This is a genomic window from Bacillus sp. N12A5 (genome assembly GCF_026790125.1).
In the GTDB taxonomy this organism is placed as follows: domain Bacteria; phylum Bacillota; class Bacilli; order Bacillales; family Bacillaceae; genus Bacillus.
The window spans coordinates 1-16,045 of sequence record NZ_JALAMR010000011.1 but is presented as its reverse complement, the minus strand read 5'-3'; the positions used below and the strand labels follow the sequence as shown (position 1 = coordinate 16,045).

The window sequence follows — 16,045 nt, the reverse complement described above, 5'->3', positions numbered from 1 at the left end:
ATTTTTTTCTGTCATATTCAAGAGGAAACAGCTTGTTTTTCAAAAAAAAATCATCTATAATAAATATGACGTTACATACGGGGCCTTAGCTCAGCTGGGAGAGCGCCTGCTTTGCACGCAGGAGGTCAGCGGTTCGATCCCGCTAGGCTCCATACCTGTAAACCCTTATTCTATAAGGGTTTTTTTGTTTTGAAAAATGCCGAACTCTTCTGTGGATGATCCGAAGTCAAAGTCAACCGTTCACCTGTAAATTATGATTTTTCCAATACACCACTTTGTTCTTCAAAGACCGTCATGTCCTCCAAAGGGGGGGAGTAAACATGAAGAGACACCATTCGTTCAGATGCAGGATTGGACATTTTGTGAATTAAACCTTTGGTTGAGATAAGACATTCTCCTTTGTGGACAAAGTATGAATTGGAGAGTTCTGCTTGATCACCGGTTGATCGATAAATAGAATTGAGCAGTTTTCCTTCTAACACCATTGCACAACCAATGGATTGACCATGATCGTGGACTGCTGTCTCCTTGTGTGGCGGAATGTTAATAACGATAACTTCCAATTCGTTGTTTCTAAAGATCGCATTACGGCCGTAAGCGTACTGGTCCGGTTCCTTAATATACGGCTGAATCAATGTTGATGCGTTTGGAATTTGTTTTAATGAAGTTGTCAGATCTTTAACCGATGGTTTTTTTAAGCCGCTAAAAATGTCTTGGATACACTCATGCAGTTCCATTCTTTTTTGCCTCCCGGTTGATTTAAAGTTGACTAGCAATGGGTATTTCGCAGATTAATTCATGGTATTTACCCATCCACAATTTAGAGGCGGCAAACACCCAGTGAACACAAAAAAATGTGCGGCCAAAATGTTGTCTTATCACCAACTTATTCGAGTTTATTAGTAGGAATAGTGGATTGAAAGGGGTAAAACGGCCTGCTTTAATTTGCTTGATGTAACGAGCAGAGATCCATAAGTGCAGTTCTAGCCCCCTTGGCTCCAAAACACAATATCGGGGAAAAGCTTTCAGACTTTTTATGTTGTGCATGAAATTTACTCCATTGACAAAACACAATTGATTTGAAATAATGTTTGAGTATATGCTCATTCATTCACATAATTATAATAAAATAATATCATTTCCCCCGAAAGGGAGAATATTAGAATGAAAGCTAATGGTATGCAAAATCTATTAGCTTCTTTTGGTTCCAATAAATGATGTGTTTCGCATGTATTCATATAGGAAGGAATGACAACATGAAGACAAAACATTATTGGGTGATTTCTTTGCTCGCTGTTTTAGCGGTCGGGCCGGGATTGATGTCTAACACAGCATTGTCGTCAGTTCAAGGCCTTGTTCAGAAGACGGTTGGAACAAGCGGCTTCCTATCAGTAAATCCAATATTGATCGGCAATATGGCCTTTGCTTTATTAGTTCCGGCAGGACCGCTGCTGAGGAAAACATTCGGTGCCCGTCTGATCTATCTGACTTCTTTATCCGTTTTTATACTTGGTTCACTGCTCTTTGCATGCTCAAATGATGTTGCATGGATGGCGGCAGGGCGCTTTTTACAGGGAGCGGCTACAGGTGTCATGCTAATGATTATGATTCCAATGCTTGTTCTGTCATTTCCGATTGACCGCAGAAACTATGCACTGCTGGTGCTGATCGGGGGATTTTATGGCTCTGTTATCATCGGTACGATCCTAGGAACAATTGCAACAAGCTATGGCCACTGGAGATGGCTGTTTTGCATCTTTGGCGCACTATCACTGATCGGAGTCGCGTTGAGCTATTTCTTTCTTCATGATGAGCATCATGGGGCAGCAGAACAAGAACAGCCGCTCGATAGTGCGGGAATCATTTTATCTGTTTGCCTTGCCGCAACCTCAGCGGTTACATTCATTTTTCTGCAAAAATGGGGGCTTTCATCAGGTTATGTATGGACAGGTTTCGGGATTGCGTTATGTTTGCTCCTTGCTTTATTGATTGTGGAATATAAAGTGAAAAACCCGTTTATTTCTATTAAACTGATGCTGCTGCCAAAACCGGTGCTCGGGTTATTTATCATCGCTGCAGGGACGATCACGGTAGCTGTCAGCCTGTCTGCTTTTCAAGGCTTGCTCCGTCAAGTGTATGATATTTCTCAGGCGCATCTCATTCTCCTAAACTTGACTCTTTTAATCGGCGTGGCGATCGCTGCCATTTTGAGCGCTCTGTTTTATGATAAAGTCGGACCAGGGATGCTCGGTATTATCGGCGGACTCATTCTCGTGTTTGTGAATTTTCAATGGCTGCATATGCAGGATCGATCATCTCTTTATATGTTCGCGGCACTGTTTATCATGCTTGCAGCGGGAACAGGCCTGACAGTCGCCGCAGGGCTGATGGGAGCGGCTATGGGCGGACCGCTGCCAGATTTGGTCAAGAGAATGACAGCTGTTCAGTTTTTCAGATTGTTTGTCTATATGGGAGTGCCAATCCTCATCGGCTTTTTCACGAAAAAAGATGCTGCCAGACAAAGCGGCTCGCTGCAGGATTCTATGCTGACTGCTTATCATGATCTCTTCTTCATTTCTTTTGTCCTGAGCGTGCTGCTCGTTTGTCTCTCATTCTGTATGAACGCCACTGGTATGGGGCACAAGCTTGCTCATAAACCGCATGATCAAGCGAAACCGTCTGCGGAAAAGCCAGCCGTTTCAGCACAAGGACTTTCTCATAAAGTGATACATGATACAGAATATCGGAATGCACTCAGAAAGTTTAAACAGCCCAGGCTGACAAAATTAGATACATGATCAAAACCTTTTTCCATCAGGAAAAAGGTTTTTTGTTTGCAATCTTTTCCCGACTATATCCCTAAAGAATTGAAAAATATTAGAAGTGCAAGTAAAATTCTAAAAGGTAGATTCTTTTACATTCGCAATCTTTTAACTTAAAGGAAGGTTTTCATGGCCCGTAAAAAACTAAAAAAACGCAAACTCTTCATTTTACTATTTTTTATTGTATCAATTCCGCTGGCCCTGTTTGTTTTAGCAACAACTTTATCAAAGCCGATTGAAACATCGAAAGAACCTGAAGAAATTGATGAACAGCAAGTATTTATTGACAGCCTGTCCGGACATGCACAAATTCTGTATGAGAAATATCATGTCCTCCCCAGCATTACGATTGCTCAGGCCATTCTCGAGTCAGACTGGGGGAACAGTGAGCTTGCTGCTCAGGCCAACAACCTTTTTGGCGTAAAAGGAAATTATAAAGGCCATCATGTTACGATGGAAACGGATGAATTTGAAAAAGGGAAAAGAAAAACCATTCGCGCGAAGTTTCGCAAATACAGCACGTTTTTTGAATCGATGGATGACCACGCCCAATTGTTTGTCCGCGGCACATCGTGGAATAAAAAGAAGTATAAACCGGTGCTTGATGCTGAGAATTATAAGGAAGCGGCAACCGCCTTGCAAACAGCAGGATATGCTACAGACCCTGACTACGCTGACAAAATCAGCGGCATTGTGGAAAAATACGATTTAGATAAGTACGATGAGGTAAACCCATCCCTGAAATCAGTGGATTTAAACGGCTCTATCAAAGACAGTGCCGTTCAGGACGTATGGTCCAAGCCCTCTACTGATGATCAGTCTATCAGATTGACCTCTGCCCAATCTTACGTCGGCAAGGATATAAAGGTTGTTTCTAAAAAGCAGAAGGGCGAGTCAGTGTGGTACCAATTTCAAATCAATGATAAACTCATCGGCTGGGTTGATGATTCAGCTGTTGAAATAAAGGAAGCAACCTGATCCCTTTTTACTGGTATTTTTAATTTTTTGTTCCATTCCGGGGAATTTGAGGTATAATATTCCACGAAGTTATCACTTATTGACTATGCTTTCAGGAGGGAACAAAGGTGCAGAAATATAGACGTAGAAACACGGTTGCCTTTACAGTATTAGCTTATTTTACTTTTTTTGCGGGAGTATTTTTGTTTAGTATCGGACTCTATAATGCTGATAACCTGGAACTCAATGAAAAAGGGTATTACATTGCCGTTATGATACTTGTAGCAGTCGGTGCGATTCTTACACAAAAAGTGACCCGCGACAACGCGGAAGATAACGAAATCATCGCAGAGCAGGAAAAAAGACAAAATCAATCTCATATCGAATCATAAAAAAATCCGGCGCCTGGACGCCGGATTTTTTGTTATCACCCCGTAAACACTTCGCCGTCAGGGTAACGAATATTTGATTGCTCTGTTTTTGCAAATGAAAAAACGAACGTTAAAGGACCAATTCTTCCGATGAACATGATGACAATAATGATACACTTTCCAGCTGCCGTCAGTTCGGGAGTAAGCCCCATTGTAAGACCGACAGTTCCGAATGCAGAAAAGGTTTCAAACACAATTTGAATAAATGGCGCTTGTTCTGTGATAGTCAGGGCAAAAATCCCTAAAAACACGATGAACAAACTGGTGACGCTGACAGCTAAAGCTTTAATGATAATCGGATATTTAATGGAACGGCGGAAAATAACCGTTTCTTTTTTACCTCGCAAATAAGCAATCACAGACATTAAAATCACGATAAACGTAGTCAGCTTAATGCCGCTCGCCGTAGATGCGCTTCCTGCTCCGATAAACATCAAAAATAAAGTGAATACAATGGTTCCTTCTCTCATGCTTCCAAAATCGAGGGAATTGAAGCCTGCGGTTCTCGGCGTCACTGCCTGAAAATAGGAAGCCCATAATTTATCACCTATATGCAGGTGGCCAAGCGTGCCGGGGTTGCTGTACTCTAATATAAAGATCACAACCATAGCAATTGCATTCAAGATCAGCGTTCCTGTAAGCATGAGCTTTGTGTGTAAAGAAAAAGCTTTAAATCGGCGATTTTTCATAATGTCAAACAGAACCGTAAATCCGATCCCTCCTGTCATAAATAAGAAAGTAATCACAAGATTCACTGTAGGATCGCCAACGTAGCCCATCAAATTATCAGGCCACAACGAAAACCCGGCATTGTTAAAAGCAGATATCGCGTGAAACAGACTGGCAAACAAGCCGGATGACCAGCCATACTGAGGCACAAGCCTGATGGATAAAATGAGTGCTGCTATCAATTCAATACTGATCGAAAACAAAAACAGGACTTTGACAAGGCCTATGACACCGCCAATTGTCGGCTGGTTTAAGGCTTCCTGGACAAGCATTCGCTCTTTTAATCCGATTTTTTTCCCTAATATCATGACGATTAAAACGGCAAATGTCATAAATCCAAGCCCGCCGACCTGAATCAGCCCCATGATAACCGTTTGTCCGAAAAGTGTAAATTGTGTGCCGGTATCGACAACTGCAAGCCCTGTTACAGTTGTAGCGGAAGCCGCAGTAAAAAGGGCATCTATCCATGTCACTGGCTTCGTTGTGGAAATCGGAAGCAATAACAGCACGGAACCGATAATAATGGTAAGAAAAAAACCAAGTGCAAGCACTTGAGGCGGTGTAAACCGAACCCATTTGATCACTTTATCCTTTTGCAGTGTCACCTTTGTCTACATCCCTTCGTTTTCAAAACGTTTAATATCCTTTTTGTGTCCCATGATCACCAGGCAATCTTGTTCGTGAATGATGTCTTCAGGTGATGGGGATAGACGAATATCTCCATGATGTTTAATGGCCAGGATCGTACAGCCGTATTTTGCTCTTACGTTCAAATCAATAATCGACTTTGAATCTAGCTTGCGCGTTGCCAGCAGCTCGACAATACTGTACTCATCAGATAAATCAATGTAATTCAAAACATTTTCATCAGAAAGGCTTTGTGCGATTTTGACGCCCATATCCTTTTCAGGGTGAATAATGCGGTCAGCACCGATTTTTTCAAGCACCTTATGATGATAATAGTTTTGAGCCTTCACCCAAATATTCGGAATATCAAACTCCTTTAATAAAAGGGTGGTCAGCGTGCTTGCTTGAATATTCGCTCCAATGGCAACAATCACATATTCAAAATTGCGTATTCCTAATGAAAGCAATTCGTTTTCTTCGGTGGCATTGGCAATTACCGCATGAGTTGCGTAAGAAGCATACGCATTTACCTTTTCCTCGTTTATATCAATCGCAAGGACCTCGTGGCCCATTCTGTGCAGCTCTTTGCAAATGCTTCCGCCAAACCTGCCCAGCCCGATTACGGCAAATTGCTTATTTTTAATTCTTCCCAATGTTCATAACTCCCTTAGTGAATTAACGTTTTTGAAGCAAAAAAGGCCATTGCAAAGAATGGCCGATAATAGACCTCCTCTCTGTATACGCCTACGAGGTTAGCTGTCGGATTAGGGATTCAGAGTACCCCCTCTTACCTAGTAAGATTCACCCCCAATGCTGTTAATAAAACAGCCAATCGTTGGTTCCCCCGTTCGTGTTTGATTAAGCGGTAAAAGAGACTTTATGAAATTGAACACTCAAGAATTTACTCCTGTTTCAAGTGTTTGTCAATTTAAAATTTAGACCAGAAAAAAATAACGTGGATGAGAGAAAAAAAGGGGAGGGAAAGATAAAAAAGACCGGCTTAACCGGTCTTTTTTAGATTAGTTGCAGCCGCATGGCTGAGTCGGTGGAGTGCTGCGCTTAGCTACGTCAATGCTGGCTTCTGCGTAAAATTTATTTCCGATGCTCAACGATTTATTCTCCGCACGGAAAGTATATGTACCAGCGGCAGGAAGTGTTTTGTTATTCAGTTTTAATTTAAATTCGCCAGCTCCTAACAAATCAAGTGCCAGAGGAATTCTTACTGTTTTCCCGTTGTTGAGGATCTGTGTTGTACGCAAAGCATTTCCGTTTAACGTGTCTTTCGTATTTGCAGTAAATCCGCTTGGCAATGTAAATTCCATAACGCCAAGGCTGAGAAGCGTGTTTGGGCGATACGTCAATTCAATATCAGAGAAAGACCATTCAGTTTTGCTTGCCCCTGTGATTGTGGCAAACAATGAAGCTGATGACTGTGTTCTCATAGTAGACTCAGTATGAGCTGAAGGTGATTTAGATTCAGCCGCGAAAGAAGCTGTAGGTGCAGAAACGAGTAAACCGAGACTTAATGCACTGATTGCCAAAGAAGATAATAATTTGCGTTTCATAATCAAATTCCCCCTAAATAGTTATGAAATAGACAGGCCTGCCCGCTATTCACCTCCTCTGAACGGCCAAATACAAATTTTACCTACATAAAATTACCATCAAATATTTTGGAAGTAAATGGGGTGTTTTTCCCGTATTTTTCAAATTTGTAGTAATTACGTATAAACGGACAAAAAAACGCCCGGCTTCCCAGGCGTTTTCTGTGTTACTTTTCCTTGATCGGTATAAACTTAAAAATTTCCCCGCTCTGCACCGATTCAGCAAGCCGTTTCAGCCAGTCATAGTAGGCTTTAGAGCTTTCCAGCTGCTCGTATAGCTGCAGCGCTTCATTTTTCACATCCTCATTGAGACCTTCCTTGCTCAAAATCTTTTGTAAATCTGCCTGAGCTTCCTCAATCGCTGCTACATTTACTTGGACTTCCCGCTCCCATTTAGGCGGAAAGAAATTAGTGAAAAATTTAAAGAAATCTTTTTCAGCCACAAATGTATGCTTGCGGATGCCCCGATGAAATGTCTTTTTCACTACATTTAAGTCTTGAAGCTTTTTGACACCTGTGCTCATGCTTGGCTTACTCATTTGCAATTCCTCGCGCATTTCGTCAAGCGTCATTTCATCCCTCATATACATCGTCCCATATAAAATCCCGACACTGCGGGTAATTCCGTAAAGATCCATCGTTTCAGCAATGGAGTCGATAACAAGATCCCGTGCCTGTTCTATAGCTGTAACTTCTGGATTTTCATCCATACTGACCCTCTTTTCCTTTAGAAAATTAAATTCGTTAAGTTATTTCTTTATGTTCTTTATCTTAACGAAACATAAAGAAAAGTCAAAATGAAAAATTAAATGGGGCTTTGACAGTTTAAAAACCATATGTTAGATTAAGGTTGTTAAAAACGTTAAATTTTTATTTAACAAACTTTATTTACGTCAAGGAGGCTTATATGAGTCAAACATTATACATTGACGGAGCATGGATCAGTGCCGAAAAAGAGCAGATCCGCAGCATTATTAATCCATTTAATCAAGAAGAAATTGCAACCGTAAGCGAGGGAGGGCGAGAGGACGCCATCAAGGCAATAGCAGCCGCGCGAAAAGCATTTGACAAAGGAGAATGGCCATCTCTATCCGGGCTAGAACGCGGAAACATTGTTCTGAAAATTGCGGAATTAATCAGGCGCGATCTTGATGAGCTGGCTGAGCTTGAATCGCTTGATACGGGAAAAACACTCGAAGAAAGCAAGGCCGATATGGACGATATCGCTAATGTTTTTCAATATTACGCCGGATTAGCAGACAAAGATGGCGGAGAGATCATTTCATCTCCAATCCCTGATTCAGAAAGCAAAATCATCAGAGAGCCAATTGGGGTTTGCGGCCAGATTACGCCGTGGAATTATCCGCTCCTGCAAGCAAGCTGGAAAATCGCGCCCGCACTGGCTGCAGGAAACACGATCGTCATGAAGCCGAGTGAGATCACGCCGCTGACGACAATCAAAGTCTTTAAGCTGATGGAAGAAGCCGGCGTTCCAAAAGGTGTCGCAAATCTTGTTCTGGGACCGGGAGCCACAGTGGGTGACGAGCTTGCTGCAAACAAAGATGTTGATTTGATTTCGTTTACGGGTGGAATCGAAACAGGCAAAAAAATCATGCGGGCGGCAAGCGGAAACGTCAAAAAAATTGCGCTTGAACTTGGCGGAAAAAATCCAAATATCGTTTTCAAGGATGCAGATCTAGAGGTTGCGGTCGATCAGGCATTAAACGCTGTATTTTTCCACGCCGGCCAAGTATGCTCAGCCGGTTCGCGTTTGCTTGTTGAAGATGCCATTCATGATCAATTTTTGGCGGAGCTGGTTAAACGGGCAAAACGCATAAAACTCGGAAATGGTTTTCACGCAGAGACAGAAAGCGGCCCGCTTATTTCGGCGGAGCACAGGGCAAAAGTAGAAAAATATGTAGAGATCGGGATAGAAGAAGGCGCGAAGCTGGAGACAGGAGGAAAACGACCGGAAGACCCTGCGCTGCAAAACGGCTTTTTCTATGAACCTACTATTTTCTCAAACTGTAAATCTGACATGAGAATTGTTCAGGAAGAAGTTTTCGGGCCTGTATTGACCGTCGAAACCTTCAGTTCGGAAGAAGAGGTAATCGCGCTTGCAAATGATACCATCTACGGCTTGGCCGGAGCGGTATGGTCAAAAGATATTGAAAAGTGTGAACGCGTAGCAGCACGCCTGAGAATGGGAACTGTTTGGATTAACGATTTCCATCCGTACTTTGCACAGGCGCCATGGGGCGGCTATAAGCAATCCGGGTTCGGGCGCGAGCTTGGAAAAATAGGCCTTGAAGAATACACAGAAGTCAAACACGTGTATCGCAATACAAAACCGGCAGCGGTTAATTGGTTCAATTCATAAGAGGGGGAGATTGATGATGACGTTAAATATGAAGGTAGAAAGCATGCAGAAATTCCATACATTTGAAATTCCGACTGTGATTAAGCATGGAATCGGAGCCATCAAGCATACAGGTGAGGAAGTAGCTGCACTGGGCGTTTCAAAAGCGCTCCTTGTCACAGACCCAGGGATTTATAAAGCCGGTGTTGCTGATCCCGTAATCGAATCACTTAAAGAAGCAGGCATTGAAGTGGTGCTCTTTCATAAAGTTGAGCCAAATCCGCCTGTCCGTCTGGTGAATGAAGGGTCTCAGTTATACAAAAAAGAGAACTGTAATGGTTTAGTGGCAGTCGGTGGCGGAAGCTCCATGGATACAGCGAAAGCCATCGGAGTAGAAGCAACTCACGAAGGAAGCGTGCTTGATTATGAAGCGGCAGATGGAAAAAAACCGCTGGAAAACCGCATTCCTCCGCTGACGACCATTCCGACAACAGCCGGAACAGGATCAGAAGTAACCCAATGGGCGGTTATCACAGATGAAGAAAGAGAATTCAAATTTAACACGGGCGGCCCGCTGATCGCAGCGCACTTGACCATCATTGATCCTGAGCTTCATATTTCAATGCCTCCGCATGTAACAGCCATGACGGGAATTGATGCGCTTGCTCATGCCATTGAGTGCTATACAATGAAATTTGCACAGCCAATCACGGATGCAGTTGCCTTAATGGCGATTGAATACGCCGCTCATTACATTAAAAGAGCATTTGCTGACGGAGAGGATCTGGAAGCGAGATACGGAATGGCGCAGGCTGCAATGCTTGCAGGTCTATCTTACGGCAGTGAATCAGCAGGTGCGGCCCATGCGATGAGCCAAACGCTCGGCGGTATTATCCCAGTTGCACACGGTCAATGTGTGGCGGCGATGATGGGCCCTGTCATGGAATACAACTGGAAGGGCTACCCTGAGAAGTTCGCGCGGATTGCAAAAGCGTTCGGTATTGATACAAGCCAGATGACAACAGAAGAAGCTGCCAAAGCATCTGTCAACTGGATGTATGACCTGGTCGAAGAATTAGAAGTACCGACTTTAGAAGAACAGGGAGTATCACCTGATATGATCGAACGCTTGTCAAAAGAAGCAATGAAAGACCCGCAAACCTTCGGGAACCCTAGAGATTTAAATGAAAAAGCATACAATTGGATCTATAAGCGCTGCTTTAACCTGACGCCTAAAACAGTATAATTAAAATCCCGCTCCTTTACAGAGCGGGATTTTTTTGGATAATGAAGGATAGATTGAAAATTTAGATAAGAAGGAAGGTGCCGGCTGATGTGGAAGCGTATGACTGCAAAAACGGAAGGCTTATATATTGCAGATACAGAAAGCTTCGTAACAAAGCAAATGGACAAGCTTGATTTTGATTATGGCGGCATTCCCGGCGACTTGCATTTTGGCCTGACCAAAAAAGCGGGGGCCAGAGAACCGATGTTTTCAAGAGGGACTGAAATTTTTAACCGCAGACAAATTTCTATTGTTTCAATAGAGGAATGCAATGAAATCGCTTTAGAAATGGGAGTGCCGAGAATTTTGCCGGAATGGCTCGGGGCGAATGTGGCAGTCAGCGGTATACCAGATCTCACTTCAATAAAAGAAGGAAGCCGGCTCATTTTTCCAAGCGGAGCTGCTTTGCTGAGTGAGGGAGAAAATGACCCGTGTATCCAGCCGGGTGAAGTCATTCAATCTTATTATCCGGACAAGCCAAAGCTCGCGCCGGCTTTCGTCCGCCACGCAATGGGCATAAGGGGGATTGTCTGTATTGTTGAGAGACCTGGTGCCGTTTACACAGGTGATGAAATAGAAGTTCATTCATTTCAGCGGAAAGCCAAACGAAAAGCAGAAAGGGTCTGATCAAATCAGGCCCTTTCTATCTTTTCTTTAATTTCTTTAATCTGGCTAAGATGCCGTCTTTCATGGTGGCCAATAAAATCGATCCACTGTCTGACAGTCAGTTCTTGAAACACAGGATGCGGAAGCACTCTCTCAAAATCTTCTTCCTTCAGAGAGGCAATCGCAGCTGTCAGCTGCTCTCTTACCACATCAAGCTCACGTTTCATCTGGCTGCCTGAAATAAAATTATGAGCAGGCTCAAGATGGGTCGGGGCTTTCCGTTTGTTGTTTCTGTCCTGTGCAGTCTCAAGCGGTTTTTCTTTCACTTCTTTAACCGGTGCTTCCTTTACACGTTCCTTCAGCATCTTTTGTGCGGCCATATCTATTTTTTTCAGATGGTCGAGAACTTCCCGTATGCTCCATTCTTCAGCTGAAGGCTTTTGATTCAGCTTTTCGTCCGAAAGTCCTTTCACTTCGTTCCACGTTTCTAATCTGGCTTCATTAAAGATACTCATCATATCTCCTCCTAAAACGACATTACCATATATATAAGCAATTATCATTTATAAAGCACTTAACAAAGAGCATTTATCTAAAAATTTTGAAACCTATTCCATTGCGCATCGTATAAATGGTAACGGCAGCCGTTCATCAATGCATTGGTGAAGAGAGGATGAGGAAATTGGAGTTATTAGACGTTCCTATACAAACCATTTATCTTTATACGCTGATGATTGCGGGCAGTCTTACGCTTTTATTTCTATTTTTCGGAGATGTATTTTCTGGGCTGACAGAAGGCATTCCGTTTCTTAATCCGACATTGGTGCTTGCATTTTTTACATGTTTTTCAGCAGGCGGATATATAGGTGAGCTTACATTGCCCCTGTCCAGTCTGTTGATAGCACTTTTATCTTGCATCCTTTCAATTATCCTGGTGACATTGCTTCACATCTTTGTTCTGGTACCTTTGTCATCTGCTGAAGAATCTCTGGCTTATAAGGAAGATGATCTGAGAGGGAGGATTGGTAAAGTCATTACTGCTGTTCCTGTTGACGGATTTGGTGAAGTGGTCATTGAAGGGATAGGCGGCACCATCTCGAAGTCAGCGGTCAGCTTTGAGAATCAGCAGATCAGTTACGGAACAACGGTTTTAGTCGTTGATGTCAACAATGGAGTTCTTTCGGTTACTCCGCATGAACCTATTTAAATCAAGGAGGATGTGATATGACAATGCCGATTATTATTGTTATCGGAGTTGTATTCTTTTTATTAATTGCACTAATAGCCGTATTTATTACAAAGTATCGTACGGCAGGTCCTGATGAAGCGTTAATCGTAACGGGAAGCTATCTTGGCAATAAGAATGTCCATGTCGATGAAGCAGGCAACCGCATTAAAATCGTCCGCGGCGGGGGAACCTTTGTCCTTCCTGTCTTCCAGCAGGCAGAGCCGCTAAGCCTATTATCAAGCAAACTTGATGTTTCGACACCTGAAGTTTATACAGAACAAGGAGTGCCTGTGATGGCCGATGGAACTGCAATTATAAAAATCGGCGGTTCTATAGGAGAAATAGCTACAGCGGCCGAACAATTTTTAGGAAAATCAAAAGAAGACCGTGAGCAGGAAGCGCGAGAGGTTTTAGAAGGCCATCTCCGTTCCATTCTCGGCTCAATGACAGTTGAAGAAATCTATAAAAACAGAGAAAAATTTTCTCAAGAGGTGCAGCGTGTCGCTTCACAGGATCTCGCAAAAATGGGGCTTGTGATTGTTTCCTTCACCATTAAAGATGTGCGTGATAAAAACGGTTATCTTGAATCATTAGGGAAACCGAGAATTGCCCAAGTAAAGCGTGATGCTGATATTGCAACAGCGGAGGCTGATAAAGAAACCCGAATTAAGCGGGCAGAAGCTGATAAAGATGCAAAAAAATCAGAGCTTGAACGAGCAACGGAAATCGCCGAAGCAGAAAAAATCAATCAGCTCAAAATGGCTGAATACCGAAAAGAACAAGATACGGCAAAAGCGAATGCCGACCAGGCATATGATTTAGAGACTGCCAGAGCGCGTCAGCAAGTCACAGAGCAGGAAATGCAGGTTAAAATTATCGAACGCCAAAAACAAATAGAACTGGAAGAAAAAGAAATTCTTCGCCGTGAACGCCAATACGACTCGGAAGTAAAGAAAAAAGCAGATGCAGACCGTTATTCAGTCGAGCAGTCCGCAGCAGCTGAGAAAGCCAAGCAGCTCGCGGAAGCTGATGCCAAGAAGTACAGCATAGAAGCAATGGCGAAGGCTGAGGCGGAAAAAGTGAGAATTGACGGACTCGCAAAAGCTGAAGCGGAAAAAGCGAAAGGGGAAACAGAGGCTGAGGTTATCCGCCTGAAAGGTCTGGCAGAAGCGGAAGCAAAAGAGAAAATTGCGGCTGCCTTTGAGCAGTACGGGCAGGCTGCGGTTTTCGATATGATCGTAAAAATGCTTCCAGAATACGCGAAACAAGCAGCGGCACCTCTTTCCAATATTGATAAAATCACCGTTGTTGATACAGGAGGAAGCGGTGAATCAAGCGGTGCAAATAAAGTAACAAGCTACGCGACAAACTTGATGTCAAGCCTGCAAGAAAGCTTGAAGGCATCGTCGGGAATTGATGTAAAAGAAATGATTGAGAACTTTTCTGGAAAAGGAAACGTAAAACAAAGCATTAACGATTTAACAAATGAAATAAAAGAAGCAAAAACGGTCCAAAAACCAGATTAATGACTGGGGAAGGATGGCAGAAAAATGGTAACTGTACGAGAAGCAAAGATAGAAGACATCAAGGACATTGCAAAAGTGCATGTAGATAGCTGGAGGACAACATACCGCGGAATTGTCCCGGCTGAATACTTAGAAAGTCTGAACTACAAGGAATTTGAAGACAAATGGAAAAGCTGCTCGTTGAAAGGTGTATTTGTGGTTCAGGATGAAATAGGTTCAATATTTGGCTTTGCTTCATTTGGACCTATTCGCTCTGAACAAGGAGGCTATGATGGCGAGCTATACGCTATTTACCTTTTAGAAGAGCATCAGCGGCAAGGGGCAGGCAGAGCGCTCTTAGCAAAAGGATCAGAGTTTTTGATTCATCATGGCTTTTCGAGCATGTTTGTTTGGGTAATTGAGGAGAACCCCTCGATTACATTTTATCAGGCCTATACACCTGAAAGAGTAGCGGAGGACAGCTTTGAAATTGCAGGAGAAAGGCTGAAAGAAGTAGGATTGGGATGGCCGAATCTTTCTGCTTTGAAAACGGTTCTTAACAGATAACCAAAACAACCCCCAGCGGATTGCGCTGGGGGTTGTCACATTAAACTTTGTCAATTTTGAGCAAACGCGGTGCAGTCATAAACAATAAACAAAGGACAATTGCACAGATGATAAATGAAGGAACCATATAAGTAGCATTATAAGTTAAAGAATAAATCCATACCGGCGTTCCTTTTGGAGCGAAGCTGCCGAAAAACACGGCTCCTGAAATGACATGTGCGGCATAGCGTAGGACACTGCCGATAAAAACGGCACTGACCACTGAGACAATCAGTTTCCCTTTTGTTTTAGTTACAGCGGCTTTACGGACAGAAGAAGCAAAACATCCGCTTAAACCGATAGCAGCGAACGCGATAAGGTAATCTAGCAATAGCTGGACAGGGTGTTGTGCAAATAAGTTTCCAATCGCTATTTGAACTAGACCTGTCAGCAGACCGGTAGTGAGGCCTGCTTTGACACCCCATCGAAACGAAATCAAGAAGATCGGAATCATCATGATGGAGACCGAGCCTCCTTGAGGCATGCTGAGAAACATTCCTGAGACGATGTCTAAAATAACAGCAGCCGCAGTCATAATTGCAATTTCAATAAGGCGAACCAGTTGTTTAGATTGATTCATAAAAATCCCCTTCCATCGATAGACAATCCAAAAGGAAAACAAAAAAGCAGCACGCGGAAGGATGAGAAAAGTTCCACGCACTGCTTTACGATCTGCAATTCATTTGACTTTGCCACATCCCTACGCCAGCGTTAACTAACAGGTTCTAAGGGTCAGAACGAAACCGCTCACTCTCAGCTTTAATGCTCCCCTTGTGGTCATCAGTATTTAGTTCGTTTCTACTATACAAGAAAAAGAAAAAAACAACAAGATCGCATTACGATGTATATGTTCTTTTAAAATAGTTATATTCTAAATACGCGATATAATGTCATGCGCAATGATAGTTTATTTATTTTATAGAATTTTTTCATGAAAAACTATTGCAATAAATAAATATAGGTGTTATATTATTAAACGTCGCTGATGAACAGCAGACAAAACAAGAAGCTTCAAAACAATTTGAAAAAGTTGTTGACAAAAAAGAGGCTGAATGTTATATTAGTAAAGCTGCTTCGTTAAGAAGTGGTGAAATGATCTTTGAAAACTAAACAAGACAAAACGTACCTGTTAATTCATTTTTTATAAATCGCACAGCGATGTGCGTAGTCAGTCAAACTACTTTATCGGAGAGTTTGATCCTGGCTCAGGACGAACGCTGGCGGCGTGCCTAATACATGCAAGTCGAGCGGACAGATGGGAGCTTGCTCCCTGATGTTAGCGGCGG

General features: G+C 42.8%; 16 protein-coding genes, 1 tRNA gene, 1 rRNA gene and 2 riboswitches. Of the genes, 11 read left to right on the top strand and 7 right to left on the bottom strand.

Going from position 1 to position 16,045, the window contains the following annotated elements; all coding sequences use genetic code 11:
- The first annotated feature begins 79 nt into the window (after window positions 1–79).
- Window positions 80–152 (top strand) — tRNA-Ala (locus tag MOC09_RS13575).
- 99 nt (window positions 153–251) lie between these two features.
- On the opposite strand, the gene MOC09_RS13570 is transcribed toward MOC09_RS13575, so the two are convergent.
- Window positions 252–737 carry a cysteine dioxygenase gene (locus MOC09_RS13570; protein WP_268359335.1) on the bottom strand — a complete coding sequence of 162 codons (486 nt, stop codon included), beginning with the start codon at window positions 735–737 and terminating at the stop codon, window positions 252–254.
- Between the two features lie 519 nt (window positions 738–1,256).
- Here MOC09_RS13570 and MOC09_RS13565 point away from each other — a divergent pair.
- The 3 genes from MOC09_RS13565 (at window position 1,257) to MOC09_RS13555 (ending at window position 4,171) form a co-directional block, all read left to right on the top strand.
- Window positions 1,257–2,798 carry an MFS transporter gene (locus MOC09_RS13565; protein WP_268370820.1) on the top strand — a complete coding sequence of 514 codons (1,542 nt, stop codon included), beginning with the start codon at window positions 1,257–1,259 and terminating at the stop codon, window positions 2,796–2,798.
- 153 nt (window positions 2,799–2,951) lie between these two features.
- A complete protein-coding gene (lytG, locus tag MOC09_RS13560; RefSeq protein WP_268370819.1) occupies window positions 2,952–3,800 on the top strand; it encodes an exo-glucosaminidase LytG in 849 nt (282 codons plus the stop codon).
- Window positions 3,801–3,907: 107 nt separating this feature from the next.
- Window positions 3,908–4,171, top strand: a complete 264-nt coding sequence (locus tag MOC09_RS13555; RefSeq protein ID WP_003222348.1) for a YiaA/YiaB family inner membrane protein — start codon at window positions 3,908–3,910, stop codon at window positions 4,169–4,171.
- Between the two features lie 35 nt (window positions 4,172–4,206).
- Here the strand turns inward: MOC09_RS13555 and ktrB are convergent, their stop codons facing one another.
- From ktrB to cudC, 4 genes are all read right to left on the bottom strand, one after another.
- Window positions 4,207–5,544: a Ktr system potassium transporter KtrB gene (gene ktrB / locus MOC09_RS13550; RefSeq protein ID WP_268359343.1), complete on the bottom strand. Its 1,338-nt coding sequence runs from the start codon at window positions 5,542–5,544 to the stop codon at window positions 4,207–4,209.
- A 6-nt stretch (window positions 5,545–5,550) separates the two neighbouring features.
- Window positions 5,551–6,219, bottom strand: coding sequence for a potassium uptake protein KtrA (gene ktrA, locus MOC09_RS13545; RefSeq protein ID WP_268359348.1), 669 nt, complete (start codon window positions 6,217–6,219; stop codon window positions 5,551–5,553).
- A gap of 72 nt (window positions 6,220–6,291) precedes the next feature.
- Window positions 6,292–6,441, bottom strand: a riboswitch (cyclic di-AMP (ydaO/yuaA leader).
- Window positions 6,442–6,585: 144 nt separating this feature from the next.
- Complete coding sequence (gene bslA / locus MOC09_RS13540; RefSeq protein ID WP_268370818.1) at window positions 6,586–7,131, bottom strand: biofilm surface layer hydrophobin BslA; 546 nt, start codon at window positions 7,129–7,131, stop codon at window positions 6,586–6,588.
- A 206-nt stretch (window positions 7,132–7,337) separates the two neighbouring features.
- A complete protein-coding gene (gene cudC / locus MOC09_RS13535) occupies window positions 7,338–7,880 on the bottom strand; it encodes a choline uptake/conversion transcriptional regulator CudC (RefSeq protein ID WP_268358777.1) in 543 nt (180 codons plus the stop codon).
- A gap of 197 nt (window positions 7,881–8,077) precedes the next feature.
- Between cudC and betB the strand changes: the two genes are divergently transcribed.
- The 3 genes from betB to MOC09_RS13520 all read left to right on the top strand — a co-directional run bounded on the left by betB (window position 8,078) and on the right by MOC09_RS13520 (window position 11,441).
- On the top strand, window positions 8,078–9,550 hold the full coding sequence (gene betB, locus MOC09_RS13530) for a betaine-aldehyde dehydrogenase (protein ID WP_268370816.1): 1,473 nt from the start codon (window positions 8,078–8,080) through the stop codon (window positions 9,548–9,550).
- Window positions 9,551–9,566: 16 nt separating this feature from the next.
- Window positions 9,567–10,775, top strand: a complete 1,209-nt coding sequence (gbsB, locus tag MOC09_RS13525; protein WP_268358778.1) for a choline dehydrogenase — start codon at window positions 9,567–9,569, stop codon at window positions 10,773–10,775.
- 87 nt (window positions 10,776–10,862) lie between these two features.
- Window positions 10,863–11,441 carry an MOSC domain-containing protein gene (locus tag MOC09_RS13520; protein WP_268370814.1) on the top strand — a complete coding sequence of 193 codons (579 nt, stop codon included), beginning with the start codon at window positions 10,863–10,865 and terminating at the stop codon, window positions 11,439–11,441.
- Between the two features lie 5 nt (window positions 11,442–11,446).
- Here the strand turns inward: MOC09_RS13520 and MOC09_RS13515 are convergent, their stop codons facing one another.
- On the bottom strand, window positions 11,447–11,935 hold the full coding sequence (locus MOC09_RS13515; protein WP_268370812.1) for a DinB family protein: 489 nt from the start codon (window positions 11,933–11,935) through the stop codon (window positions 11,447–11,449).
- A gap of 167 nt (window positions 11,936–12,102) precedes the next feature.
- Between MOC09_RS13515 and MOC09_RS13510 the strand changes: the two genes are divergently transcribed.
- The 3 genes from MOC09_RS13510 to MOC09_RS13500 are packed head-to-tail and all read left to right on the top strand — an operon-like array spanning window position 12,103 to window position 14,720.
- Window positions 12,103–12,627 (top strand): NfeD family protein, encoded by a 525-nt coding sequence (locus MOC09_RS13510; protein ID WP_268358771.1) that lies wholly within the window; start codon window positions 12,103–12,105, stop codon window positions 12,625–12,627.
- Between the two features lie 17 nt (window positions 12,628–12,644).
- Window positions 12,645–14,174 carry a flotillin lipid rafts scaffold protein FloT gene (floT, locus tag MOC09_RS13505; RefSeq protein ID WP_268370810.1) on the top strand — a complete coding sequence of 510 codons (1,530 nt, stop codon included), beginning with the start codon at window positions 12,645–12,647 and terminating at the stop codon, window positions 14,172–14,174.
- 24 nt (window positions 14,175–14,198) lie between these two features.
- Window positions 14,199–14,720, top strand: a complete 522-nt coding sequence (locus MOC09_RS13500; protein WP_268370808.1) for a GNAT family N-acetyltransferase — start codon at window positions 14,199–14,201, stop codon at window positions 14,718–14,720.
- Window positions 14,721–14,760: 40 nt separating this feature from the next.
- Here MOC09_RS13500 and thiT read toward each other — a convergent pair whose 3' ends face one another.
- Complete coding sequence (gene thiT / locus MOC09_RS13495; protein WP_268370807.1) at window positions 14,761–15,339, bottom strand: energy-coupled thiamine transporter ThiT; 579 nt, start codon at window positions 15,337–15,339, stop codon at window positions 14,761–14,763.
- A gap of 100 nt (window positions 15,340–15,439) precedes the next feature.
- Window positions 15,440–15,541, bottom strand: a riboswitch (TPP riboswitch).
- Between the two features lie 400 nt (window positions 15,542–15,941).
- On the opposite strand from thiT, the gene MOC09_RS13490 reads away from it, so the two are divergent.
- Window positions 15,942–16,045: ribosomal RNA gene (locus MOC09_RS13490) — 16S ribosomal RNA — on the top strand; the annotation flags it as partial.

Excerpts from the sequence above, each read along its gene's own strand:
- MOC09_RS13570 (WP_268359335.1), bottom strand. The coding sequence starts at position 737 with ATGGAACTGCATGAGTGTATCCAAGACATTTTTAGCGGCTTAAAAAAA.
- MOC09_RS13565 (WP_268370820.1), top strand. The coding sequence starts at position 1,257 with ATGAAGACAAAACATTATTGGGTGATTTCTTTGCTCGCTGTTTTAGCG.
- lytG (WP_268370819.1), top strand. The coding sequence starts at position 2,952 with ATGGCCCGTAAAAAACTAAAAAAACGCAAACTCTTCATTTTACTATTT.
- bslA (WP_268370818.1), bottom strand. The coding sequence starts at position 7,131 with ATGAAACGCAAATTATTATCTTCTTTGGCAATCAGTGCATTAAGTCTC.
- cudC (WP_268358777.1), bottom strand. The coding sequence starts at position 7,880 with ATGGATGAAAATCCAGAAGTTACAGCTATAGAACAGGCACGGGATCTT.
- betB (WP_268370816.1), top strand. The coding sequence starts at position 8,078 with ATGAGTCAAACATTATACATTGACGGAGCATGGATCAGTGCCGAAAAA.
- gbsB (WP_268358778.1), top strand. The coding sequence starts at position 9,567 with ATGACGTTAAATATGAAGGTAGAAAGCATGCAGAAATTCCATACATTT.
- MOC09_RS13520 (WP_268370814.1), top strand. The coding sequence starts at position 10,863 with ATGTGGAAGCGTATGACTGCAAAAACGGAAGGCTTATATATTGCAGAT.
- MOC09_RS13515 (WP_268370812.1), bottom strand. The coding sequence starts at position 11,935 with ATGAGTATCTTTAATGAAGCCAGATTAGAAACGTGGAACGAAGTGAAA.
- floT (WP_268370810.1), top strand. The coding sequence starts at position 12,645 with ATGACAATGCCGATTATTATTGTTATCGGAGTTGTATTCTTTTTATTA.
- MOC09_RS13500 (WP_268370808.1), top strand. The coding sequence starts at position 14,199 with ATGGTAACTGTACGAGAAGCAAAGATAGAAGACATCAAGGACATTGCA.
- thiT (WP_268370807.1), bottom strand. The coding sequence starts at position 15,339 with ATGAATCAATCTAAACAACTGGTTCGCCTTATTGAAATTGCAATTATG.